We start from the raw sequence: 25,547 nt of genomic DNA, 5'->3' as shown, positions 1-25,547 counted from the left end.
CCAAACCTTTCCTTTTTATTTTTAATTCGTAAAATTTTACGTACTAACCAACTTAATTCATCAATGGAAAAATCTCAGAATCTACATGTTCTTTTGCCATAATTCCTTTCATTTGAGCTACGATATCAGGATGCTGACCGGCAATATTGCTTGTCTCTGCCACATCATCGGCTAAATTAAACAACTGCATTTCGCCCTGTTTTTTTAAATTGTAAACTACAGCTTTCCAGTCGCCCATTCGCACTGCCTGACGACCACCTTGAATACCAAACTCCCAATACAAATAATCGTGCTTCTTTTGATTTCCCTCTCCCAATAATTCTGGTAAAAAAGAGATGCCATCGATAGTAGAAGTCGGTTTTACATCCGCAATAGCGGCACAAGTTGGTAACACATCCCAAAATGCAGAGATATGATTGGAAACCGTACCTGCTTTTATCTTATTTGGCCACACCACAATAAATGGAGAACGAACTCCCCCTTCATACAAATCGCGTTTTACACCACGCAATCCGCCTGCACTATTAAAAAATTCAGGATTGGCTCCTCCTTCGGTATGCGGCCCATTATCACTTGCAAACATCACAATGGTATTCTCGGCAATTCCTAATTCTTCGAGTTTTGCAACAATTTGTCCTACATAGGCATCCATGCGGCTAATCATTGTAGCAAAAGTAGCATAGGGTGCTTTTTGCGGGCAATATTTATAAGTTTCAATAGCCGGTCCATAATCCGATGCATAAGAATCATCGGCCGTGTAAACATTGTCTTCGACAAATTTTCCTTCGAACATTTTAGCCAAAGAATCATCCGGAGAAATTAATTCGGCATGAGGCAAAGTAAAAGGCACGTAAGCAAAAAACGGCTTGTCCTTATTCGCTTCAATAAACTGAATGGCAGCTTCCTGAATTTTATCGGGAGCATAAGTCACCATATTGGTCCAGTCGTTGCCTTCTAAATACGCCTTTTCCTGATTGTGCCACAGGTAAGGTGGGTAGTAACGATGAGCCATTCGCTGACAATTGTAACCGTAAAACTCGTCGAAACCCTGTTTGTTAGGATCTCCTTCAGACCCTGTGAAGCCTAATCCCCATTTTCCGAACATTCCTGTTGTATATCCAGCAGTTTTCATCACTTCGGCTAAGGTTAGTGTGCTGGCAGGAATAGCTGTTTGTCCTTCGGTTTCCAACTCCTTATTCCCACGAATAGGAGTATGCCCAGTATGCATTCCTGTTAATAAAGTAGAACGAGAAGGAGCACAAACAGCAGAACCGCAATAATGCTGCGTAAATTTCATTCCTCGCCCGGCTAATTGATCGATGTTTGGAGTTTCAAATTTTTCTTGTCCATAACAACTCAAATCACCATAACCTAAATCATCGGCCAAAATGTATATGATATTAGGCTTTTTAACTTCTTGCTCTTTTTTTTCTTTTCCTGCAGAGCAGGATACGAAAGAAACGCTTATGGCTAAAGCCGATAATAGTAGTCTGATTTTCATTTTATTCATCTGATTTATTGATTACTAAAAACTTATTTCAATTCTATTTTTTCAATTTTCGAGTAATCTTTTCCACGTAAAGTCTCAAAACTCTCCAGCATTTCTTTCAATTTTTCAGGATTACTTGTTGCTAAATTAGTTTGCTCTCCCTCATCCTCTTTTAAATTATACAGTTGAAATTCTGGTGCATTTCCCAATTCGATATTCACCAATTCGTTTACTGCTTTGGCTTTGTAAGGCGGAATCATCAACCAATCTCCTTGGCGGATTGCTGTTCGCGAGGTTGCTTCAATAATTAGGTTTTCTCTACCTATTTTGCTCTCGCCCAGTAAAGCACTTAATTGGTTCTGACTATCGGTTTTTGGTGCTTCGATTCCTATTAATTGAGCAATAGAAGCCATTAAATCCATCTGACAAAGCAAAGCATCGGATTCTTGTGGCTGAATTTTTCCTTTCCAATAGGTGATAAAAGGAATTCGTGTTCCTGCTTCGAACAGACTATATTTTCCACCTCGTAAAGGCCCGGAAGGATTATGATTTCCTAATTTCTCTACTGCCTCATCGTTGTAACCATCATTCAATACAGGACCATTATCGCTTGAAAAAACGATCAATGTATTTTCCAATAAACCTTCTTCCTTCATAGTTTTCATAAACTCTCCAATGGTCCAGTCTGCTTCCAAAATTACATCGCCACGTGCACCCATTCCCGATTTTCCAACAAAAGCAGGATTTGGAGTACGAGGCACATGAGGTTGTTGCAAGGCGTAGTACAAAAAGAATGGTTTTTCTTTATGATCTCTCACAAACTTTTGCGCCAATGCTAAAAAGTGACCAGACATTGTTTCATCCTCCCATTTCGCATTTTCTCCCCCTTTCATGAATCCGATTCTAGGAATCCCATTCACAATAGTGCCGTTGTGACCATGATGCCATTTTAATCTGCAAAGCTCTGGATTCTCCAATCCGGTTGGCTGCCCTTCAAAATTCTCGTTGTAGTTTACTTCGATAGGATCGTTTGGATCCAGACCAACCACATCTCCATTATCGATAAATACAGTAGGAACACGATCTTGAGTCGCAGCCATAACATACGAATAATCGAATCCAACTTCGTTAGGACCTGGAGTTATGTGTTTGTTCCAATCTAAATCGCCAGCACCCAAACCTAAATGCCACTTACCAACTACTCCTGTGTAGTATCCGTTTGCCTGCATCATTTTTGGAAGTGTTGGCTGATCGGTACCAATTATTAAGGGAGCACTACCTCGAAGTATTTTTGCCTCCTTATTGCGCCATGGGTAAGAACCTGTTAAAAGTGCATACCTACTTGGTGTACAAGTTGCCGAAGATGCATAAGCATTGGTAAAACGATTTCCACCTTCTGCAAGCGCATCAATATTTGGGGTTTGTAATTCGGTAGCTCCGTAAGAACTTAAGTCGCCGTAGCCCAAATCATCCAAATAGATCACCACAACATTGGGTTTTGTATCTGACTCTTCAACCGCTTTTTTAGCTGGTTGACAGCTACTAATTAAACTTGGGATCACCAAAATCGACCAAATTAAATTTTTTATTTTCATCCGTTTATCATTTTTAGTTTTTTTACAAAATAGATATTCCCGGTTTATCGAGAAAAGTAAACAGGTATTCTTTCTAAAAAATAGATTCCAACCAGTATAATTGGATCCGAAGTCATTTTTTAAATCGCAACACAGCTTACAACAAAGATGCTGGTTTATACAAAACTCGTTGTTACTACCGATAAATTTATTGTCTGCATCAGTTCAAAACAGATAAAATCTTATGCTAATGGAAGCTTTATTAAGGAATTAAACATTCGTAAATAATGAAACCAGACTTTCAGACATTTTCAATTATAACCGAACGGACTTCTGCGTTTTAGATTTGTTTTATTAACAGTGCAAAATCAGTAAACAGATAAATCTTTATTTGAAATATTCATTAGTTTATTAAATCTCAAACCCAACTTTTATCAATAATAAATAACAATCGATCTTAATTATGCTTAAAATAAACTAGCTATTTGTTCCATAAAATTTGTAAAAAAGTAAGGGCTAAAACTTTACGTTCCAGCCCTTCACTCACCTCATAATATTCTATTCTAACCAATTACTTAATAAAATCGGAAATTGTTACTGTCCATATTTTAGAGGTACCATTGGCCGCAGTAATCTCGTACTGTATTGGTGTTACACTATAATCAGCAACTACTCCCAATTCAGGAGCATCTCCTACTGGTTTCATAGTTGCCGCAGTAGAAATACTACAATAACCAACCAAATTGTTTACTGTAACCTGCTCTCTTATTGCCGTTGGGAAATCATCCTTAGGTTTTGTACCTACATCGGTTGGATTAGGAACTGTAATCACACAATCCACAGTATTCGCAATCGTATCAATAGTTGCTGCCACATTCATCGGATAAAGCTTTAACTGGTCATTATCGCCATTTTTAACCACCCATCGGTACTCAAACTTAAAACTATCTATGTTTGCTTCTTCGTAAGCTGGTAAATCATCCAAGCCTGATTTTAAACAGGATGTAAATAGCAACATGAAAAACAAAACCGGTATATATTTAAATATCTTTTTCATCAGTATCTAATTTTTAATTATTCCCAACCTGGGTTTTGATCTAACTTCTCATTTAAGTCTCTCTCCGCTTGAGGAACTGGAAATAAGTAACGTTTTGTAGAGAATCGTTTGGCATGATTTCCTGCACTTAAAAATACGTCTTTCACTTCATACGATTTTCCATCGGCAGAAATTTCGAAGAAAGTATGTTTGGTATCATTCATTTCTGAAATAACTCCTCCACCATCTTCTTTTCCCCAACGCAGCAATGACCAATATCTATCGTTCTCAAAAAACAACTCCACTCTACGTTCAATCTTATACCAATTCCACACCTCACTAGTACTTAAACCACTTGCCAATGCCGGTAGTTTTCCGTGTGTTGTTCTTGTGTAGTTGATATAGTCTGTTGCCAAGCCAGGTTGATTTAAGCGCAATAAAACCTCAGCATAATTTAGGTATGCTCTACCCAAACGGGTAATACTTTGGTGATAGTTCGTGTTTACTACCGCTTTAAAATTGTCCACGTCGTACACGCCTTTTCTAACAAAATATCCTGATGGTGTAGAACGGTTAGTACCTTTCGTACTTTCGGAATAGTGCATATTACCGCCAATACGAGTGGTTACTGTATTGGAAAATAATCTGGATGAATCTTGTACAATAGAAGCATAAAATCGTGCATCGCGGTGTTCATTGTAAATCGCCTCAGAAACATATCCTCCATTGGTCTCAAAATCCTGAAAGTAAGAAGTTTCATCCCATTTTTTCGCAAGCCCATCTGTATCTCCGATTAAATAAGCATCTACAAGATCGCAACTAGGCCAAATTTCGGTCCAGCCTAAAAAAGATTCGTTCAATTTAGGAGTTCCTGTTGTTGCCGAAACTTCCATATTTGGAACCGTTCCCTGCATTAAGGTTTGTTGATACCAAGTAGCATCGATGTGCTTAAACAATCCAAGAATAATTTCGTTGGAAGCAGAAGCTTTCTCATAATCGTTAAACAATGCTTCGTAATCATCCTCTAAACCGTATCCCAAATCAAATAAATCTTCACTTGCCTTTTTAGAAATCTGATAATAGTCCTCTTTGCCAGTTTCGATATAAGCAGCACCATGAAGTGCAACTTCGGCAAGCATGGCATAAGCAGCGCCTTTAGTTAATTTACCTGCAACACCAACTGCTGGCAAATCAACAGCTGCCTCCTGAAGGTCTTTAATAATAAAATCGTAAGTTTCTTTGATGGTAGAAGTACGTGGCAACTTTAAATCATCATCTGTTGTAAGTACCTTATCAACAATTACATATTTTCCAAATAAACGAGCTTTGGTGAAATAAATTAAAGCACGTAACATTTTTCCCTGTGCAATTAAAGCTGGTTTTTCTACCTCATTAATTCCTTCGGAAGCAGTAACCTCCTCGATAATTAAATTACAATCGCGAATCACCTCAAAAGAATTCTCTTTCACTGGAGCTTTATTTCCTAGTGGAGCTTTTCCAAACCAAGAGTAAGAATTATTGGTAGCCCAACCTGCATCAAAGTATTTATCAATTAAATCACGTGCAATATTATTCGAAGTACGTGTCAGTACATTATCGGTATAATCATCGCAACCAACGCCACCAAAACGAGCTTGCGGATCCAAAGGATTTACTGTCATCTCAGGAATCACTGATGCATACGTATTGTAAATAAATCCTTGAGTTAAGTTTACATCATTCCAAACTTCCAAACCAGTATACTTATCGAGTGGTTTGGTATCCAACAAACTATCACTACATGAAAAACCGAGGATGCCTGTGGTTGCTATTAGTATATATATTACTATTTTCTTCATTGCTTCTAGTTTTTATTAAAATCCAACATTTATACCAAAAGAATAAGTACGCTGTACTGGATATCCATACGATTGAGTACCTGTTTCGGACGCTTCAGCTTGCTCTGGATCAAAATAATCCATCACATCAGAGATGGTAAATAAGTTGGTTCCGCTTATATACATTTTACAAGACGAAATCCAGGAAACATCAGCCAATACCTTATTTTTCATATCGTATCCAATCTGAAGATTTTTCAATCTAAAATATTTCGCATTTTTCAAGTAAAAATCAGATCTGTTATCTTCGTTACTATTATTACCACCATTCACTCCCTCAAGATGTGAAACTCTTGGAAACAAAGAATTTGTATTTTCTGGAGTCCAATAATCTAATTGATAATCGTAAGTACGTCGTTTGGCCTCAACCACCATAAAATTGTCAAACGCAATGTAACGGTCTCCTGTTCCTTGGAACAATCCGCTCATAGACCAGCCTTTGTATTTCAGACTAAAATCGATGCCATAATTTGCATGAGGTTTCGATGGCAATCCTACCAATCGCTTATCCTGCTCGTCAATTTTACCATCGCCGTTCACATCCTGGTAACGAATATCACCACTCTGTGTTTGGGTAGAACCAGGTAAACGAGCTGAGTTCAAGAACTCATCGCTATTCTGATACAATCCATCCGATAAGTAAACTGCTCCACCAGCCCAATAATCGGTTCTGTTGGTTTCTCTTAGGTACGGATTTTTTAGCGTAGATTCTAATTCTGTATCCAATCGCTTCCAAAGTTGGTTATAGTAAGAATAGTTTACGCCTACTTCGTAGCTTAAATCGTTCACTTTTCCTTTGTAACGAAGCGATAATTCGTATCCTGCTCTTCGTTGTTCCGATTTGGAAATAATTTGAGGTAAATCCTTACCTAATGGCTGAGAATAGGTGTCTTTAGGACTTTGTAAATAACCAGTAGTTTTATAAAAGAAATACTCAAAGCTACCACTTAACTTATTGTTTAAAGAAGAAAAATCGAGTCCATAATTCAATGATTTTCTGGTGTACCATGATAGTTCTTCTGGATTAACTAAATTACCCTCGGAATATCCATTCACCAATGAATTACCAATTGTGTATGCACTCGTTTCCAGATTATAAACTGGAATGTATCCGAATCTATTCACATTTTCGTCTACACCAGTTTCTCCATAAGAAGCTCTTAATTTCAAAGTATTCACAATGTTTTTATCATTAAGCGCATCCATAAAGTTTTCTTCCGAAATATTCCAAGCTAAAGAGGTAGCTGGGAAAAATCCCCATTTTTCACCTTTGGCAAAATTGTCATTTCCATCGTAACGACCACTTAATTCGAAAATATACTTGTAATCGTAATCGTATTTCACCCTAAATACATAACCTGCATTGGCGCCTTCTTTTTCGGTTCCGTTATTATCTTTACCATCTACCGGACCTGCAAAAAGCTGATCTACCGCACTCGACAAATAATCTCTGCGATAAGCAGACATTTCTTCATAATTGCTGGTGGTTTGATTGTAAACTAATGTACCCTCAACACCATGTTTTCCAAAAGTATTGGCATAAGACGCACTTGTTTCGAAATACAAACGCTCGCTGTAATATGAATCAACAGTTAGAGCTGGTGTTGGTTGTGCCTGTACCGAACCGTCCTGCATGTATAATGGAACATTTTTCTCCCACAATTTACCCCAACCATCTCCGTCGCGATAGTTAGCCATAACACCTAACTTTAACCCTTTCACGTTTGGAACAGCCCAATTGGCACTAAGTTGTGCATTAATAAATTTATCTCTGGTTTTTTTATAACCAGCGTCTTTACTTGAAATCGCTATTGGGTGATCTCCATTACCTCCACCAGCTAAAGTTCCATCTAAATTATATGCTCGATACAATGGATTTGTGTTTTGATTCACGGCTCTCCAAATGCTATACATCCCAGCTGATGGTTCCTTATAATTCTCGATACTTGCATTAATATTCACGCCTATTTCCAAACCAATTTTTTCGAATTTGGTGTTCATATTACTACGAATATTGTATCGCTCATAATTAACCACATCGTCTTTTAAAATACCTCCCTGATCGATATATCCAAGAGATACAAAATAGTTTGTTCTTTTGTCTCCTCCAGTCAAGGAAAGATTATGACGTTGTTCTGTGGCAAAATCTTTCAAGGTTAAATCGGGCCAGTTATTGTCCGGATAAGTATCTAAATCGGAATGAGTACGAATGGCTTCCAATTGAGCATCGCTATAAGTTAAATCGGTTCCATCATAAGCATTGGCTGCATTTTGAAGCTTTGCATACTCGTAAGAATTTAACATGTCTGGAAGTGTAGTTGGCTCGCTTAACTGATAGTTATAAGAATAATTGATTTTGATTTTCCCATCGGTTCCTTTTTTTGAGGTTACCAACACAATACCATTACCCGCTCTGGATCCGTAAACTGCTGTTGCAGATGCATCCTTAAGGAAACTAATTGTTTCGATATCTTCGGAGTTTAATGCGTTAAAATCTTCGGAAGAAGTAATTACTCCATCAATTACGTAAAGAGGTTCTCCTCCACCACGGATGGAAATAGATGGGGAACTACCTGGACCACCACCATTATTTTGTACTACCAAACCAACAACTTGTCCTTGCAATGCATTTCCCACATTTGCAAAAGGAGTTGCTTCCAATTGCTCTGCTTTCATTGTTGAAATGGCTCCTACAGCTTTCCGTTTTGTTGTTGTACCATAACCAATGGCAATTACCTCTTCAAGACCAATTACGTCGGCATTAAGAGTAACATCAATTACCGATTTTGCAACGGTAACATCCTGTTCGTTCATTCCAATAAAACTGAAATGAAGTACATCACCCATGTTTGCTTTTATAGAATACAAACCGTCCATATCAGTAACAGTTCCGGTTGTTGTTCCTTTAATAATAACACTAACACCAGGAATTCCAAAGCCATCTTCGGCACTTACTACTGTTCCTGTTATGGCAAGCTCTTGGGCTTTTGCTCCAAAGCCACAAAATAGCAGAGCAAATAAGGTTAAGAGCAGATATCGCCCTAACACTTTCTTTAATACTATCATATTATTAATATTTTTCATTTGATTAGGTATTACTTTCCTGCAATTCCCAAAACAGATCTTCAAATCTAACGCAAACAATTGCATTAATAAAAATTTGATTCCTTCAATTTGGATTTTTTGCAATTTAAATTATCAGTAATAATGAATCAATTTAACAGAATTGATTCCTACTTTCTTTCGGTTGCCGAAAGAAGTATGACCATCAAAAATTAACCTGAATCAGGCTCTTTAGATAAAAAAAACGTTGTAATCATAAACAGTTAGAGATTAAATTAGTGAAACTTTAAATTGGGTACCGACTCATCGGAAACCAGAATTTGCCTGGCTTTTCCGGAGTAGGTATTATTTTTAAAAACAATATTCTTAGAGGATTCCACTATTATCGCCGGATTTTCGGGAAATAGCATGGGAAAGGTTCCTGAATTGGTAATGGTATTATCTATAAATTTTAGATGATCGGTATTTGAAACTTCTAGAATCAAATTGTCGAACTGATTGAACTGGTTATTGGTGATTTCGATATTATGAAATGCAATATTTTCATTGTCATCATCGGTTTCGAAACGAATAATTCCTCGGTTTAAACCACTATGGTTACAATCTTGAAACACATTATCGGTAATCGTTATATTAGCACCGTTACCCGATTCGTACCAATGACCGCTTTCCACTGGAATTAGCAGAGCTTCCATTTCAGTACTGAAAAAATTATTTTTTATCACCGTTTTTTTAGGCGTAGAAAGCAACAAACCACGTGCTCGGTTTCCCTTAATGATGCAATTTTCCACTAACAATTCAGGATAAGCAGATAGATTTTCAATTAAATCGCCAACTTTAATTTCTTTCGGTAATTTTTCGTTCAGTGTAATGATTTGGTACCTTCCATTTAAATATTCTGAACTTTTAATGGTAAGCTGCTGATAAGGATAAAATGAATTGCTCAAACGCACCAAACCTAAAGTGTCGTTTGGAATTCCTATCACAAACCCTTTTTGCTGAGAATGTCCCATTCGCACACCAATACGATAATCGTCCAATACATCCACAATTTTTTGGTAGGTGCCGTGAATATTGGCAGCATCATCCAACTGATTGGTAAGCACACAATTGCGAAGTACCACTTTTCCTCGACAACCTACAAAGTGAGTGGCATCTGCGGTAGTAGAAACCATTCTTCCTTCGGGTGGAATTACATTAAAATGATCTAGAATTAAATCGGCAGAGTTCTCGGCAATTAAACCCATTCCTCCGGCATGATAAACAGTTACATCATTAGCATTAAAACCATAAGTATGAGTCACCCTGAATGCTGGTGCAACCCGATTGAATCCTTGTTCTCCCTTGGCACTTAATATCATTCCAACCTGAGGAATTTTTTTGCCATGATTGTGAATACGAACTACTCCGGGCTTTAATTCCTCCACTAACAATCGATCCTCGCGACCTAAATTTTTATATTCTGGTCCGCGGAAATCCACCTCATATTTGTAATCAATAGTATCGAGATACCGCTGTACTTCCGATTTTTTTGTAGTAGTTAGGTTGGTATAACTTTCGGTATCAAAGGTGATGGCTTTTCTTGCCGGATCGTAAAGAATTGTTTGCCCTAAATTGTGCTCGTAGTATTCTTTAATGAAATAAATTTGACCATTTCGAATTTCGTACGGATACTTTTCTGATAGCTGCATATCAAAAGTATTCTTGGCCTCATCATTTGCAATAATTACGCCTTCGCTATGAAAAGGCTCGTGCCAATCCACAGATAAATTTTTCACCGTAATATTTTTACTCTTATCAATTAAAAAAGGAATCATGATTCCATGAAAAATAAAAGTAGATCCTTGTCCGTCGATGGTTAGATTTTTAAAATCGTGAATCGGAAAAGCGGTACTCACCATCACATCGCAATGATTGGAAATATGACAGTACTCTTCTAGTCCCTTATCGGGATAAAAATGATAAGTTCCTTTTTCGAATTTGATTTCAGAAATTGGATTTTCATCTGCCTGCATGATTCTGGCCAATACTGCTGGCGTTGCATCTTCGCTTATACTGGTAGTAAAAACCACATTTGTTCCCTTTTCGGAACCACTCACCCAACTCACACAAAGTATCGCAACAAACAATGAGAGAATACTATAAATAATTTGATTTCTTTTCATTCTATAGGTAAAATTGAATTTTAAACTGATCGTAACGATTCACTTGCAACTTCACTTCCGCAATCGTTAACAGACTGGTTACAAAAATTCATTTTTTACCAAAAGGAAAGGTAAGCTTGAGTAAATAGTATGTATCTATGAGTATATTTCAAAGCTTTTACGGAGAGCTACAAGACATTTACTCACAGATATAAATATTCTACTCTAGAGTGCTCTAAAATAGATATCTACCTACCTAAGCCTGAATAAAAATAGTGGTAAGAAAAATGGAAATACATCAAATCGAAACTCCTATTTTAACGTTTATTCTTTACCTGGAAAATTTGGTATTCAAAACCTTTAAGTGTATTCCCATAGGATAAGCATCGTATTCTTAATTTTCGAAATGAATCGCATCCAGCTATCACTATTCCTTTTTAGTTTGGAGCAGTGCCTCAGCTTATACCAAATTAACATCAAAACACATCTTGTAACATGTTTCTATTCCGCTGTATCTTCGTTAAAATAGATGCAAGCTTGCCTATCTCTACCTTTTTTGCATTGATATAGCAGAAAATTATTCCGTTTTATTTAAAGATACTTTTGAAATTAAATTGGTATTATTCCTAAAAAAGATAAATGCCAAACAGAACTATTGCGTTATATACTAGCCAATGCAACAATCTATTTGACATTATCAACTAATCTATTCTTTAAAATCTACTGCTTCATTTCTTATTCTAATTGGTGCTGAATGTTAAGCTTCCTTTCAGTTCTCCCGAATTTGCGGTAAACGACTTCTCTCCTATGGTTTCGCCAATTTTTATTACTGCTGTTGCAATACCTGCTTCCGCTTTCATTTCTCCAACATTCACTGTGGTAACATCACTATCTGTTGTCAAATTCACTATTTCAGAATAATCAGGAATCACAGTTCCATTCTTATCTACAGCAGCAATGTATAGGAACAAAACATCATTACAACCCGCTTGCGGTGCTTTCCCACTTTCATCCAACCACAACTTTAATTGTACTGGTTTTCCGGGTGTTTTAACCTCTTTTTCTATTACCGATTTGCCCTTTACTATTCCTACTGCTTTTAATGTTCCCGGCTTAAAGGCCTTCATAGTAAAAGTAAATGGAGCATGAGCTAAGTTATTCGACATCTGATTTTCATCGGGATTTTGCCTTGCAATTAGACTGTCGTTCAAAAATAATTTTACCTGCTCACAATTGCTAAATACTTGCACTGCTAACGGTGATTTCTCGTTCCAGTAAGTGGCGATTTCCAAAACAAGTTCTTCCTCTCTATCTTTCTGGCTTTGGAAAAATCGGTAGCTAAATTTAGGCAAACGGAAAATATCCATGATCCCCGAAGCTTCCAAATCGTCATGATAACCACGATTGTAATCGTACATTACCCAATATCCATCCGCGAAAGCTGTTGTATTAAAATTGTCGTTGTGCGCTTCCTGTATGTTTTTTACTTGTTGCAATAACCTTTCTTCTCCATATTCGCGAAGCTGTCGGCTACTGGTTTCGAACCTTTTTTGCTTCGACAATTGATGTTGATTTAAACCTGCATTGCTCGAGTAATATTCCCAATCGCCATATTCCGAAACTACATAAGGTTTTGTTTGTAGGGAATCGAAGTGCATTAAACGATGCTGACGCGCTTGCAAATACATATCGTACACCTCATTCTTCCATCCGCAGGAATAGGTATTCGTTCCCGGATATTCTTCGTGAACAATTCGATTCAATTCCTCCATAAAGAAAATAGGCATGTCTGTTTCATTTAAAGATACCTCCCAAGCCAACACACAAGGATGATTTCGATCTCTGCGGATTAATTCGGTAGCGGAACGATAACAATATTCTCTGAACAAATCATTATCTAAATAGTACTGCCATCCAAGAATCGCATCAATCACTACAAGTCCTAACTCATCACAGGCATCCATAAAAGCCGGCGACTGCGGATAATGCGATAAGCGAACGTAATCGAATCCAGCATCCTTAATTTTTTTTGCATCGCGATACTGCGCATTATCGGATAAAGCATAACCAATAAATGGATATTCCTGATGACGATTTACTCCTCTCAAAAAGGTTTTTTCTCCATTGATATACAGCTCCTTATCTTTAAAAGTAAACTCCCGGATTCCAATTTTGTTTACTTCCTGATCGAGCACCTCATCGTTAGCAACAAGGCAAGTTTTAATTTGATACATATTTGGATGCTTTGGCGACCACAATTTCGCGTTTGGCAAAACAATCGTATCTACAAACTCCTCCTCATCCTTCGATTTTACCAACTGCAATTTCGACTTCAATTTTGTAATCAACTCGCCATCGTAAAATAAAGAATGCTGCAAATGAATGTTTTTATCTTCTCTCGATTCATTAAACACATGAGTTTTCACCTGAAGAACAGACTCCTTTTCCGATACTTTCGGATAAGTAATAAACACGCCTCCACCAGCTACTTTATTTGCCAAAACAGGATGCGAAATATGCACCTGATCTTTACTAATCAACCAAGCATTTCGGTACAAGCCTCCATACATATTAAAATCTAATTTGCTTAAAGGTTTTGGCCCGGTTGTTGGATTATCGGTATTATTTAAGCGGATAGCAATCGTATTTTCTTCTCCCTTTTTCACGTACTTCGACACATCCAAAACAACTGGCAGATACCCTCCCTGATGCACCGTCATTAACACACCATTCATCCAAATTTTAGAATGATTCATAGCTGCTTCCAACTCAATAATTACCTTCTTATCCTCTTCGGATTTCGGAATAGTAAACGATTTTCGATACCAACAGGTTCCCTGCCATTGGTTGTTCACCACCAATGGTTCTATATGTGCGGTGTGTGGTAAGCTAACATCTTCCCAATCGGAATCATTAAAGTTAGACAAGTGAAAACGCTCATCCAATACATTTGATTCCTCCGCCAATTTAAACTTCCAATCCTTATTAATCTTGATTCTCGTTTCTTTCGTTTGTCCACAAGATTCGAAAAACAGAATTGCAAATAACAAGGCTACTAAATATACAGCTTGCTTCATTCCCCAAAATTTAGATCGAAAAATTACTTCTTTTTTGATTTTTTGTATTCGTTGGTTAACTCATGCAATCCGATTTCTACCCCATTCAACATTTCTTGATACTGTTCGGGTTTTTCTTTTTTCAACCACTCAAATACATCAACAGCTCCTGGATGTTCTGGTTCAAAAACATCGCTTACCGGTGTGTAGAATTCGTCGTATTTCAGGGTTTCTTTTCTCATTTTGTCAAGAATTTTGGCATACTTTGGATTCGTTGCTAAATTATTTAACTCCTGAGGGTCATTCTTTAAATTGTACAATTCCTCCTTCGGTTTTGAATCTGCAAAAAATAATTCCTGAGCCGGTGTTAATTTGCCCTCCTGCTTTAAAGTTCGCATAATATGCACTGCAGGTCGGTAAAATTCCAAATAGGCCTGATGTGCATCATAAGGAATCTCTGGTTTATCATTTCGGATGTACTTCCATTCATTAGAAGTTATGGCACGAATTTTTTCCTGTATTTCGTCCCACAAATCTCTGGCGGCATAAGTGTATTCCCGCTTAAATTTTTTATCGAAAATTGGTTTTCCAGTCATGTAATCAGGAATTTCAATTCCTGCAAAATCGAGTACTGTTGCAGTAATATCGATGGAAGCAACAACATCTTTTCTAACTTTTGCCCCTGGCAATTTAATGGGAGAATATACAATAAAAGGAATTCGTAAACCTGGGTCCTGCAAATACCCTTTTCCACGTATATTGCACCTTCCATTATCACCAATAAAAATCACAATGGTATTTTCAGCCATTCCTTTTTCTTCCAACTCTTTAAAAATCAAACCTATTTCATTGTCCAAGAATTCAACTTGATCCAAGTACTTTGCCCAATCCAATCGAACAACTGGATGATCGGCCATGAAAGCTGGCATCACTACCGAATCTGGATTTACTGGATGAGCTGAATTGTTTCGCACCTCGTTCCACCAATCGCCACGATGACTTGCTACTAACTGTATTTGAGCAAAAAATGGTTGGTCTTCTTTTTCGAAATTATCGTACTTATCGAATAAGCCAAATTCTGTTTTACCATCCCAATTTCCTAGCGCTTCGTGCTTAAAGTTGACATCAATCTTACGACCTAGTTTCATTACCGCATGATTTCCCAATACACAGGTGTAACCTGCATCTTTCAGTAAGGAGGTAAATGGCTTAAAGTTTTCGTTCAAAGGCACATCCCGATTGCTTCGGTGATTATGAGCATTTATTTTTAGCTGATGCGTACCAACCATCATTGCCGACCGACTAGGCGAACAAATTGAGTTGGTAACAAAACAATTATCGAACCGCACTCCTTGTTCGGCCATTTTATTCAAATTTGGAGTTTTTACAGCTGGCATGCCATAACATTCCAAATCCAAACTCATATCCTCAGCCATTAACCAAATAATATTCGGTTTTTCTTGTGCTTTCACAGTAAATAGCGCAAGAAATAATCCACACACTAATAAATATTTTTTCATGATCTGATTCCTTTTTTATTTACAATCGTACGATTCTTTACTTGGCACAGCTTCCTGTTCCCAATCACTTAATTTTTTCGCCATTTTTTTGGCAATTGCGGTCTTCACAAAAATAAGGTTGTTCACCTCTCCCATATCCTCTTTCACATTATACAATTGCAACAATCCACTATGGTATTTTATTAATTTCCAATCGCCAGAAATTACCGAACAATACTGATCCTCGTAAGAGCGAAAAAAGAACAAATCACGATCTTCAAACTTCTCCCCTTTAAGGAGTGGAATCAAGCTTTTTCCCTGTATTTGTTCATCGGTACATTGCTTACCCGATGCAATTTCTACTAAAGTTGGATAAACATCGATGGTTTGAATTGGCACTTGACAGGTCGTATTGGCTTTTGTTACTCCAGGATAGTACAAAACGAATGGCACACGTGCGCCACCTTCGCCAAGCGTATTTCCACCATTCTTTTTTCCCCGTAATGGGAAATTTGTGAAATAACCTCCTTGATCGGATGTAAATAATATCACCGTATTATCGGCAATTCCTTTTTCTTCTAATGCTTTACGAATTCTCCCTAAAGATTCATCCATGGCAGTAACCATTGCCCCATATTCTGCATATCGATCTTCCCAACCTTTGGCTTTGTATTGGTCAATTAAATCTTTTCTCCCTACATGAGGACCATGAACTCCATAATGCCAAACATTTAAACTAAATGGTTGTTTTTTATCGTAATTCTTAATAAAATCTTCCGCCTTATCGGTTAAAACATCCGTTAAATACTGATCATCCGATATCTCCTTTAAAGGATTATTCACCTGAAAGAAAGGCTGATAATAACTTTTAGGATGTCCGAAATTACTGGTTCCGTATTGCTCATCAAATCCCTGATGAGTAGGATGATACGCCTCGTGACCTAAATGCCATTTTCCAATAAACATATTGTAGTAACCCAAGTCTTTTAAACGTTCGGCATAGGTAACTTCCTCGAGTGGCAACCAGTTGATAGAAGGCATTTGAACCGGATCATTCTTCCAGTAGTTATATTTTTCGGTATTCCGCCCAAATTTATCTTCTTCGGTAATGTGTCGAGGCATTTGCAAACGAATAGCCTCTTTCCCTGTTAGTATCGATGCACGACTTGGGCTACATGTTGGCGTGGCTACATAAGCTCTGTCGAAGTTAACCCCTTCTTTTTTTAACTGATCAATATTAGGAGTTTGAAAATCTTGGTTTTGATACCCAACATCGGCCCAACCTAAATCATCAATAAAAAACACCACTACATTCGGTTTTTCCTGTGCTAGTCCTTGCAAACTTGCCAATGCAAAAAATGCTATTAATACCTGCTTTATCATTATTTTGATTTTATTATTTATCTAAGTACGAATATTATATTTTTAAAATGTGAATTTGTCTTTCCAAGTTAAGTTCTTGTATTTATCCGTAAAATCGGGAAATTAAAAGCGTATTTTGATTATTTGTATTTCAAATACCATACAAAAATCATAGTAACACAGTTATTTCGTTCTGTTTTGATTATAGATAGTCCTTGTTCTTTTTTGCAAAATCGTTCAGTAGTTTTTGCTGTTCTTTCGAAGCATTTTTTCTTTCTAAAAACCAAAAAGCTCTTCGCGAGATTAAAATATTTGAATTGGCTAGCAATGAATATAAAGGTGCTATTCGAGCCTCTAACTCTTGACTTTGTTTTTCCAGAAGGCTTAAAAATAAATCTACTTCCTGATAAGTTTCCATATTATTTAACTGCCGATAAAGCTTTGAATAAGCATCGGAAGAAAGATTCGAATTAGTGTGTAGTAAAGACTGCAAACAAGTAATTCGTTGTTTTGAATCTTCGGACTTGAATAAATCCAACATCACATTCTGGTATATTTCCTTTGGCGCACTCTCTAAATAGGAAATAATATTCCTTTTTAAAGGTAGGCAATTGCCTTTATATTGCTCTTTTATTTCCTCGATTAGTCTTGCTTCAAAATTCTTACGAACCATTAGCTGTTCTAGCGCAAAAAGTTTGTAATCTGCCTCGCTATTTCTCAAATAAGTCAGCAAATCGTCAGCATTCGTAGCCTCGCCAGTAATCTTTCTAATTTGCTTTACCAAATCTCCATTCGCCCAATGCCAAAGTGTATAGGAAGTTAAAACGGCTCCCTGAATAGAAACACTTTCGTCTAATTCGATAGCTGTTGCTCCTGAATACCCATCCACATCCGAATGCTCTGCTCCTTGCGTGCTGATGATACTCTCTATTCGAATATTTTTAAACGGAGAATCCTCCTCATTTAAAATAAAATGCAATTTTTTATAATCCTGATCTGTAAACAGTTCTCCATTGGCTTTTTCGAGTGCAATACCTGCCTGTAATTCAAACCTTTGGTACTTTCCAATCCTATTCCAATAAATTCGAATCGTATCTATTTTACAAACATCCTCGAAACAATAAACCGAAGCAACATCCATGTAGAATTCTTTAGCCTCCGTTTCGAAAAGAATTTGATGCATTTGACTTGAATCCTTTTGTGCAGGATGCTTGTAAATTACCTCATGTAACTTTTCTTTGGAAGAGGATAAAAGAATGTCTGCTACTGCCAACTTATTAAAAGTTAGCAACAGACAGCAAAACAAGACGATATTTCTACATCTTAAAAAAATCATGAATAGCAACGTATTTCAAACAACTTGGCATTTTTAGCACCCCAAGTCTCCTTTAGTTTTATTCTTATGGCAGTAGTGCTCACCTGATCGAAACTAGTTTTCATTAATCGGGTAATGTTCTCTTCAATCTTGGCAACTTCAAGCCATTGGCCTTTTACTCGAGCTTCCACACTTGCTGTTTTAATTAATTCTGGTGGCACATCCAAAATCTGCTCATTTTGAATGTTCTTCTGTGGATTTTTATGCATCATTATTCTTCGCAACACATTGGTATCTCCTTTTAATTCCACCTTCGAAATTTTCACCGGTTTTTTCCATTCCAATTGCAATTCCGCATCCAAACCATCCGCTTCCCAATGGTGAATTTCTTCGCCTCTATCGCGAGAAACACCATCTACCAATAATTTAGTATCTCCCGAAAGGGTGGACGATGCCATAATAGCCATTGCACTCTTAGCCAAATCATTCGAATCTTTAGCAGGACGATTTGGAATAAATACATCATCGCGCAACAATTGTTCCTGCAATTCATTCATGTACTTGCTTCGTAATTCTCTAGGATTAATACCTTTCTGCAAACAAATAGCTGCACCAGTTCCTACTGCCTGTCCCATTAGCGCACAAGTGGAAATAATTCGGGTTGAAGATAAGGCAATATGTGTTAAACTAGCATTTCGACCGGCAAAAGAAAGATTTTCGATGTTCTTTGAATACAAAATGCCATAAGGCACTTCGTACACTTTTTCCGATTTCTGATGAAAATAACTTGCTGGCTCCTTCAAATTTTCGATTCCTCCTGGATTGTGTTCATCCAACGACCAACCTCCAAAACCTATGGCATCTTCGAAATGAGGATCGTTAAGAATATCGTTCTGTGTTAAAATATAATCGCTCATAAAACGACGCGATTCCCGACGACCAGGAATAGAACCAACCCAATCTAAGGCAATATTCTCCGCCTCGGGAAAATCTCCTGAATTCTTAATATAGTCCCAAACCCCATAAAAATAAGCCATTAATTTATGCCGATTTTGTTCTCGATCTGCAATAATATCGTATTCACTTGCTACTTCAATCCACCAAAAGCCTTCTTTTACCTGCTTAATTCTGCGATGCTTGTCTTTAAAAGCAGTCTCGTGATCGAAAGGTAAAGCATAATCCGGAGCTTTAAATGGCATTGGGCGTCCCATGTCTTTTGTAATCATCATGATACAATCTCCCATAGTCCATCCATCCGCTTGGTCGGGAGCATAAGATTCCCCAAACTCTTTTTTCCCCTCGCGACCTGTACGATATTCGGCACCTGCTGTAGCTGCAAGCAGTCCATCTCCCGAACAATCAATAAATTGCTTTGCGTTTAAAGTAAAGCGTGTTTCTGAAGTCGATTGCCAACAAATTGCGGCCTTAATTTTATCGCCATCCATAATAGCTTCCAAGGCCTGCGTATTCAACATTAGCTCTAAGTTAGGCTGACGGGTGATGTAATTGTACAAAACATGATCCCAAACCGGATAAGATTCTTGTTTGTTATACACCCAATTTTCAATGAGTATCTCTTCAATAATCCCTGTTTCCCTTTCCTGTGGCGCTCCGTTAACGGTAACTCGCATTTCGCTGGATGCATTTCCTCCTAAAACAGGACGATCTTGAACCAATATTGTTTTCGCTCCATTTCGAGCGGCGGCTACGGCGGCCGAAATCCCAGCCATTCCAGCACCAATCACAAGCACATCCGCATTTACTATTTGTTCTCTATTTGGAATTCCTTGTTTTCCCGATCCAACCTGCAACCACTTGTCTTTCGATCGATCGGATAAGGTAATATCTATGCTAGAAGGAGTTGCATTTGCAACCACCGGAAGTAAGCTGGTAGCAACCACTCCCAGAGCTCCTTTTACAAAAAAATCTCTTCTTTTCATGGGTTTATAATTTGATTTTTATTTGCCACATGGAACTCACCAGACTTAATCATTCTTGCGTGTGTGAGAAGTATTCTCATGGCTCGTTTCATCTTATATAGAATAATATTTCAATTTCATTTAATTCGCTTAAAATCAATCCTCGATCACTTACTTTACCAATAATTCATCGATACTCAATCCATCATCTTCCAGAGCCGTAACTCGTATTGTATTTGCACCAGATCCCAATTGTGCTTTCACTTCGAAAACTGCCCAATCTTTTCTGTAATTGGATAATGCAGGTAGTATAAGTTCCTGTTTTTCTCCATTAATGGAAAGTTGCACCTTATATTCAGATCGAATTTTATCATTTGCACTGTATCTAATTTGCAAATGAAACTCCCCTTGACTTCCATCATTTTCCTGATACCATTCTACATATCCACCACTGTTTCTGCCAAAATCGATGTATCCTTTGCCATTAAAATTACTTCCTTGAGTATCAATATTTGCTCCATCAAAAGAAGCATCTTCGGCCTGATCGCCTCCTGGATTGGTAGCAACTGCTTTTGCATTCCAAACAAAACCTTCGTCAGTAGCAAAACGTTCTTCTAATAGCTGAACTTCTTGTCCATTCATTACTACCAAAGCTTTTACACTTGTAACCAATTCTACTTCAAAAGCTTCTTTATACAAGGTCGATTTCGTGCTAGGAACACTTCCATCCACAGTGTAGAAAACTTCAATTTTAGTATTAGGCACATCTCCTCGCAAGTTTAAAATCTTCGTATCAATACTTACTTTATTGGATGTAACTTGCTTTTTCTCTCCTAAAATACAAGATGCCAGAACTGCTATATTTCCGGTTTCATCGGTCGATTCGATATACGCACGAGTTAATCCGTAAAAGGCAATTCGATTTGTTGCTTCAAAATGCTTTTCTACATCTATCGGACTGCCATTATCCAATGCTCTTATTTTTCCTGATCCAATCACCTGAAAATAAGTTCTATTTTCCCCGTAAGGATAAAACTCTCCTTTGTCATCAGTAGTCGTTACCCGAAGCTGAACGATATCTTTCGTTTTATTACTGAAACCTTCTCCATCAACCGATAGTGCAATTTGAGCAGGACGAGTTGCCGTTCTAATTACTTTCTCGGCTACTGATTTCCCATTCTTATAAGCAATTGCTTTCAATTCTCCGGGAGTCCAACCTACCATCCACTGGCATTGCATTTTATCCCAGCTTACGCCTGGCTTTTGTTTTCCTAATGATTTTCCATTCAAAAACAGCTCCACCTCCTCGCAATTGGAATACACCCAAACCGGTATTTCAGTTCCTTCTTTAAGCGTTGGATGGGTCCAATGAGGCAAGATGTGAACCATTGGTTTTGTGGTCCACTGACTTTGATAGAGGTAATACAAGTCCTTCTCAAAATTAGCCATATCAATAGCTCCGCCCATAAACGATTTAAAAGGCCAGCCTCCATGCACATAAGTTGCTTCACCAATATAATCGTGCCCAGTCCAACGAAAAGAACCTGCATAAAAAGGTATATCTCGTAACTGCTCTATGTTCTGACGAGAGGTTAAACGAACCATCCCATTGTCGTAACTCGAATTGAATATTTGCTTGTAATTTGTTCGTCCCGAAGCATTGGTCCAATCGAAAGAAAACACTTCTTTTTCCGTTAAATCGGGATAGAAATAAGCTTTTTGTCTCTTATTAGGATACCCATCGCGATACCAAGTTTTTGTTCGATAAAAACCACGAACTTGCCAGGTATGCGTATTTTCTGTTCCAATAAACACTCGATCTTTCTCCATGGTTTCGAACCAACCCATTTTTTCGCTACTTCCATTCACTCCAAATACATCCATGTATTCGGAACCCGAATGACCCGAAGTTACCGGACGGGTAGAATCTAATTCGTGACAACGAGCCACCAAATCTTTTCCTATTTCGCCATGTGTTTCGTTTCCAACACTGTAAATCACCACCGAAGGATGGTTACGATCGCGCTTGATCCAATCGGTCAAATCACGATTCCACCATTCTGCAAATGAATGAGCTCCATAATCATTTTCAGCTTTCTTCATCCATCCATCAAAAATCTCATCCATTACCAGCATGCCCATTTCATCGCACATATCGTAAAACTGAGGTGTTTGAGGATTGTGAGCGGTACGAATGGCATTGCATCCCATATCTTTCAACTGTTGAATTCGAAAACGCAATATTTTATCGGGAACAGCAGATCCTAAAGCTCCTGCATCCTGATGATTACAAACTCCTTGCAATTTTACATTCTTTCCATTGATCCACATACCGGTTTCCGGCTTCCACTCTATATCACGAACTCCAAAACGAGTTTCTACACGATCTAAAACCGTATTTCCTGCTGTAATTTCACTAACTGCAGTATATAAATATGGATTCTCTAACGACCACAATTCAGGACTAGCCAATTCAACAGTTTGTTTTATGTTTTGAGAAGCAAAAGCATCCACTTTCAATTGATCTTTCATCCTTGCAACCACCTTGCCTGATGGATCCTTTATGGAAGTAAGCAGAGTCAGTTTGGCTTTTTTATCCAATTGATTCTCTATTTCAGTATCTATTTCAAATTGAGCACCTTTGGTTCGAATAAAAATACCAGACTTGGCAACATGTACTTGCTCTTTTACATCGATCCAAGTATTGGCAAAAATTCCACTTCCGGTATACCAACGAGCAGAAGGTTGCTTGTCATTATCAACACGAACAGCAAATGTAATGGAGTCGGAACTCATGGTTTCCTGACTGATATCGTAGGCAAAAGAAATCCAACCATACGGACGAACACCTAATTTTCTGCCATTTGCCCAAACTGTGCTATTCATAAATACTCCATCGAAAGCTATTTCTACCTGTTTTCCTTTCCAGTTGGCAGGAACGGCAATGGTTTTACGATACCATCCAATTCCTGATGGTAAATAACCACATTGTCCTCCCATCGGATTATTTAGATCGTATTCTCCCTCAATGCTCCAATCGTGTGGCAAATCAAGAACTCGCCAATCGGCATCATTATAGCTTAGCATTTCGGCATTCGTTTGGTCGTTTAATTTGAACTTCCAATCCGAATTGAAATTTATTCGCTCATGTGCCAATAAATTTATACTTATTGCCATGAGTAAAAGGAGTACTAATTTTTTCATCTTTATAATCAACTTGATTTACTATTCGAATAGTTACAATTTAATATCGTAAAACAACTTGGACTGATTCACTTGTTAGTTAAATGTAAATCCAGATTTCTTACCATCCAAAACTAGATGAAAACGATTGAAAAGATGTTTTTGACAGTTAATTGAATGTGTGTAAGAGTAAATATTAGCGAATTACGGGCAAAACAGAAGCAATTTCAGCTTTCTCCTATTTTATTATCTACCAACGAGTAAGAAATAAAAACTGTTTTATAGAAACAAAAAAAGCATTAAAAAGTATTCTTACAAATACTCCTTAATGCTCTTCTACCTATTAACTAACTATTTTTTTAACACAAATTACTATAGTTTAAATTGATCGTACTCTGGATTCACCTTTGCTTTTTTAAACTGAGGGCGATTTTTCCAAAGATCATAAGTCGCTTCTAATTGAGCAGGATCTTCTGGGTATTGCCCTTTATCATCCGTTTCTTTCATCCATTTATTCAATACTTTTCGATGCTTTTTTAGTACTGATTTGTATTTGGAATCTGTTGCCAAATTATTCATTTGATCTGGATCCGCTTCAATATCATACAATTCCTCCTCTGGACGAACACCAAACCAATGAGCTTCCTGATAAGGAGTTAATTTGCCATCTGCGTAAGCTTGTTTAAAATCCATAACTATCGGCTTTAAATCTCTATAACCAGGCTGTAACATTGTGCGTTCGGGCCAAAAATTTCGAATGTAACGGTACTTGTCCGAACGAACAGTTCTAATTCTATCAATCGTAAAATCGCAACGATCACGAGCACCAAAAACATATTCTGCAGGCTGGTAATCTTTTGCAAATACATCCTGTCCATCCATGTAATCAGGCACATCTAATCCTGCCAAAGCCATTGTTGTTGCTGTTACATCCAATAGCGATACCAAATCGTCGATTTCTGTTCCGGCTTTAATTGATGGATGATTTCCAATAACTACTAAAGGCACTTGCAATCCTCCTTCGTAACAAAATTGTTTGTGGCGTAGGGAAGAAGGACTTCCGTGATCTGAGAAAAAGAATACGATGGTATTATCCAATTCTCCATCGACCTCGAGTTGCTTTAATATCAGCTCAATACGAGCATCGGAACCTCTTCCTGCATTGTAATGCTCTGTCCATGCTTCCCGCTGAGAAGGTATATCCGGGAAATACGGAGGTAGAGGCACATCATTAATAGCTAACTCTTCTCCTTCACGAACATATTTGTAATCTCTTTTTCCACCCATAATTTCTATCTGACCAAACCAAGCCTGGTTTTTATCGGGTCTTGCTCCCCACACATCTTCGGTCCACGACAAGTTATGCTCTGCATGATTGCCTTGCCAGCCATTCATTCCTGGTTGGTAATCTTTTGCATTACCTACATCGTAAAGTTTGGTTCTATCGTAAAAGAAATTATAATCGTCTTTACCACTATTAAACGTAAAATAACCAGCTTCTTTCATTAATTCCGGCATTGTTTTCATTCCGTCTGGCAAGTAGATCCTCAATTCTTCAGGAACTACTTCACCATCGGTCGTACGACTTGAACGATGATTCTGAGTACCTGTTGTAGTTTGCATTTTACCTGTGATAAAAGCAGAACGACAAGCGGAACAAACCGGAGCTGTAGCATAAGCTCTTTTAAATAGAACACCATCTGTTGCCATTTTATCGATAACAGGCGTGTGCCCTATATTTATTGTATCTCCATAACAACCCATATTTGGGTTTAAATCTTCGGCAATAATCCAAAGAATATTTGGCTTTTTAACTTGTGCATTGGTATTTACTGAAGTAAAAATGCTTAGCACAATGCTTACGAATACCAACTTAGAAACGATTGATTTCATTTGTTTTAGATTTAAAATTCCTTGTATCAAAGAAAAGTAATGCGATTACCGCAATCGTATTTTGCAGTAAATAACATGTCGTTCTGAGTTCTTTTGTCCAGAAACATGCAGTCAATGAGCAAAACAATAGCATCTGT

13 protein-coding genes are annotated in these 25,547 nt (G+C 37.6%); all 13 read right to left on the bottom strand.

Going from position 1 to position 25,547, the window contains the following annotated elements:
• Window positions 1-52 precede the first annotated feature (52 nt).
• A complete protein-coding gene (locus BZG02_RS16295; RefSeq protein WP_101262700.1) occupies window positions 53-1,501 on the bottom strand; it encodes an arylsulfatase in 1,449 nt (482 codons plus the stop codon).
• 32 nt (window positions 1,502-1,533) lie between these two features.
• Complete coding sequence (locus BZG02_RS16290) at window positions 1,534-3,084, bottom strand: sulfatase family protein (protein ID WP_101262663.1); 1,551 nt, start codon at window positions 3,082-3,084, stop codon at window positions 1,534-1,536.
• 550 nt (window positions 3,085-3,634) lie between these two features.
• Window positions 3,635-4,120: a DUF5018-related domain-containing protein gene (locus BZG02_RS16285; protein ID WP_218972274.1), complete on the bottom strand. Its 486-nt coding sequence runs from the start codon at window positions 4,118-4,120 to the stop codon at window positions 3,635-3,637.
• A 17-nt stretch (window positions 4,121-4,137) separates the two neighbouring features.
• Window positions 4,138-5,937, bottom strand: coding sequence for a RagB/SusD family nutrient uptake outer membrane protein (locus BZG02_RS16280; protein WP_101262659.1), 1,800 nt, complete (start codon window positions 5,935-5,937; stop codon window positions 4,138-4,140).
• Between the two features lie 15 nt (window positions 5,938-5,952).
• Complete coding sequence (locus tag BZG02_RS16275) at window positions 5,953-9,042, bottom strand: SusC/RagA family TonB-linked outer membrane protein (protein ID WP_180335754.1); 3,090 nt, start codon at window positions 9,040-9,042, stop codon at window positions 5,953-5,955.
• Between the two features lie 272 nt (window positions 9,043-9,314).
• Window positions 9,315-11,204 (bottom strand): right-handed parallel beta-helix repeat-containing protein, encoded by a 1,890-nt coding sequence (locus BZG02_RS16270; protein ID WP_101262654.1) that lies wholly within the window; start codon window positions 11,202-11,204, stop codon window positions 9,315-9,317.
• Between the two features lie 719 nt (window positions 11,205-11,923).
• Window positions 11,924-14,260: a glycoside hydrolase family 2 TIM barrel-domain containing protein gene (locus BZG02_RS16265; RefSeq protein WP_101262651.1), complete on the bottom strand. Its 2,337-nt coding sequence runs from the start codon at window positions 14,258-14,260 to the stop codon at window positions 11,924-11,926.
• Between the two features lie 23 nt (window positions 14,261-14,283).
• On the bottom strand, window positions 14,284-15,759 hold the full coding sequence (locus BZG02_RS16260; RefSeq protein ID WP_101262648.1) for a sulfatase family protein: 1,476 nt from the start codon (window positions 15,757-15,759) through the stop codon (window positions 14,284-14,286).
• Between the two features lie 15 nt (window positions 15,760-15,774).
• Window positions 15,775-17,121, bottom strand: a complete 1,347-nt coding sequence (locus BZG02_RS16255; protein WP_101262646.1) for a sulfatase — start codon at window positions 17,119-17,121, stop codon at window positions 15,775-15,777.
• Between the two features lie 181 nt (window positions 17,122-17,302).
• Window positions 17,303-18,373: a hypothetical protein gene (locus BZG02_RS16250; RefSeq protein ID WP_143470498.1), complete on the bottom strand. Its 1,071-nt coding sequence runs from the start codon at window positions 18,371-18,373 to the stop codon at window positions 17,303-17,305.
• Window positions 18,374-18,432: 59 nt separating this feature from the next.
• Window positions 18,433-20,355 (bottom strand): FAD-dependent oxidoreductase, encoded by a 1,923-nt coding sequence (locus BZG02_RS16245; protein WP_101262641.1) that lies wholly within the window; start codon window positions 20,353-20,355, stop codon window positions 18,433-18,435.
• Window positions 20,356-20,505: 150 nt separating this feature from the next.
• Window positions 20,506-23,538 carry a glycoside hydrolase family 2 TIM barrel-domain containing protein gene (locus BZG02_RS16240; protein ID WP_101262638.1) on the bottom strand — a complete coding sequence of 1,011 codons (3,033 nt, stop codon included), beginning with the start codon at window positions 23,536-23,538 and terminating at the stop codon, window positions 20,506-20,508.
• 351 nt (window positions 23,539-23,889) lie between these two features.
• Entirely contained in the window at window positions 23,890-25,410 is a 1,521-nt protein-coding gene (locus BZG02_RS16235) for a sulfatase family protein (protein ID WP_101262635.1), read from the bottom strand.
• Window positions 25,411-25,547: the final 137 nt, after the last annotated feature.

It is taken from the genome of Labilibaculum filiforme, assembly GCF_002843315.1.
Lineage (GTDB): Bacteria > Bacteroidota > Bacteroidia > Bacteroidales > Marinifilaceae > Labilibaculum > Labilibaculum filiforme.
The sequence above is the reverse complement of the archived record's forward strand: the minus strand, read 5'-3'. Positions and strand labels throughout refer to the sequence as shown.

Excerpts from the sequence above, each read along its gene's own strand:
- BZG02_RS16295 (WP_101262700.1), bottom strand. The coding sequence starts at position 1,501 with ATGAAAATCAGACTACTATTATCGGCTTTAGCCATAAGCGTTTCTTTC.
- BZG02_RS16290 (WP_101262663.1), bottom strand. The coding sequence starts at position 3,084 with ATGAAAATAAAAAATTTAATTTGGTCGATTTTGGTGATCCCAAGTTTA.
- BZG02_RS16285 (WP_218972274.1), bottom strand. The coding sequence starts at position 4,120 with ATGAAAAAGATATTTAAATATATACCGGTTTTGTTTTTCATGTTGCTA.
- BZG02_RS16280 (WP_101262659.1), bottom strand. The coding sequence starts at position 5,937 with ATGAAGAAAATAGTAATATATATACTAATAGCAACCACAGGCATCCTC.
- BZG02_RS16275 (WP_180335754.1), bottom strand. The coding sequence starts at position 9,042 with ATGATAGTATTAAAGAAAGTGTTAGGGCGATATCTGCTCTTAACCTTA.
- BZG02_RS16270 (WP_101262654.1), bottom strand. The coding sequence starts at position 11,204 with ATGAAAAGAAATCAAATTATTTATAGTATTCTCTCATTGTTTGTTGCG.
- BZG02_RS16265 (WP_101262651.1), bottom strand. The coding sequence starts at position 14,260 with ATGAAGCAAGCTGTATATTTAGTAGCCTTGTTATTTGCAATTCTGTTT.
- BZG02_RS16260 (WP_101262648.1), bottom strand. The coding sequence starts at position 15,759 with ATGAAAAAATATTTATTAGTGTGTGGATTATTTCTTGCGCTATTTACT.
- BZG02_RS16255 (WP_101262646.1), bottom strand. The coding sequence starts at position 17,121 with ATGATAAAGCAGGTATTAATAGCATTTTTTGCATTGGCAAGTTTGCAA.
- BZG02_RS16245 (WP_101262641.1), bottom strand. The coding sequence starts at position 20,355 with ATGAAAAGAAGAGATTTTTTTGTAAAAGGAGCTCTGGGAGTGGTTGCT.
- BZG02_RS16240 (WP_101262638.1), bottom strand. The coding sequence starts at position 23,538 with ATGAAAAAATTAGTACTCCTTTTACTCATGGCAATAAGTATAAATTTA.
- BZG02_RS16235 (WP_101262635.1), bottom strand. The coding sequence starts at position 25,410 with ATGAAATCAATCGTTTCTAAGTTGGTATTCGTAAGCATTGTGCTAAGC.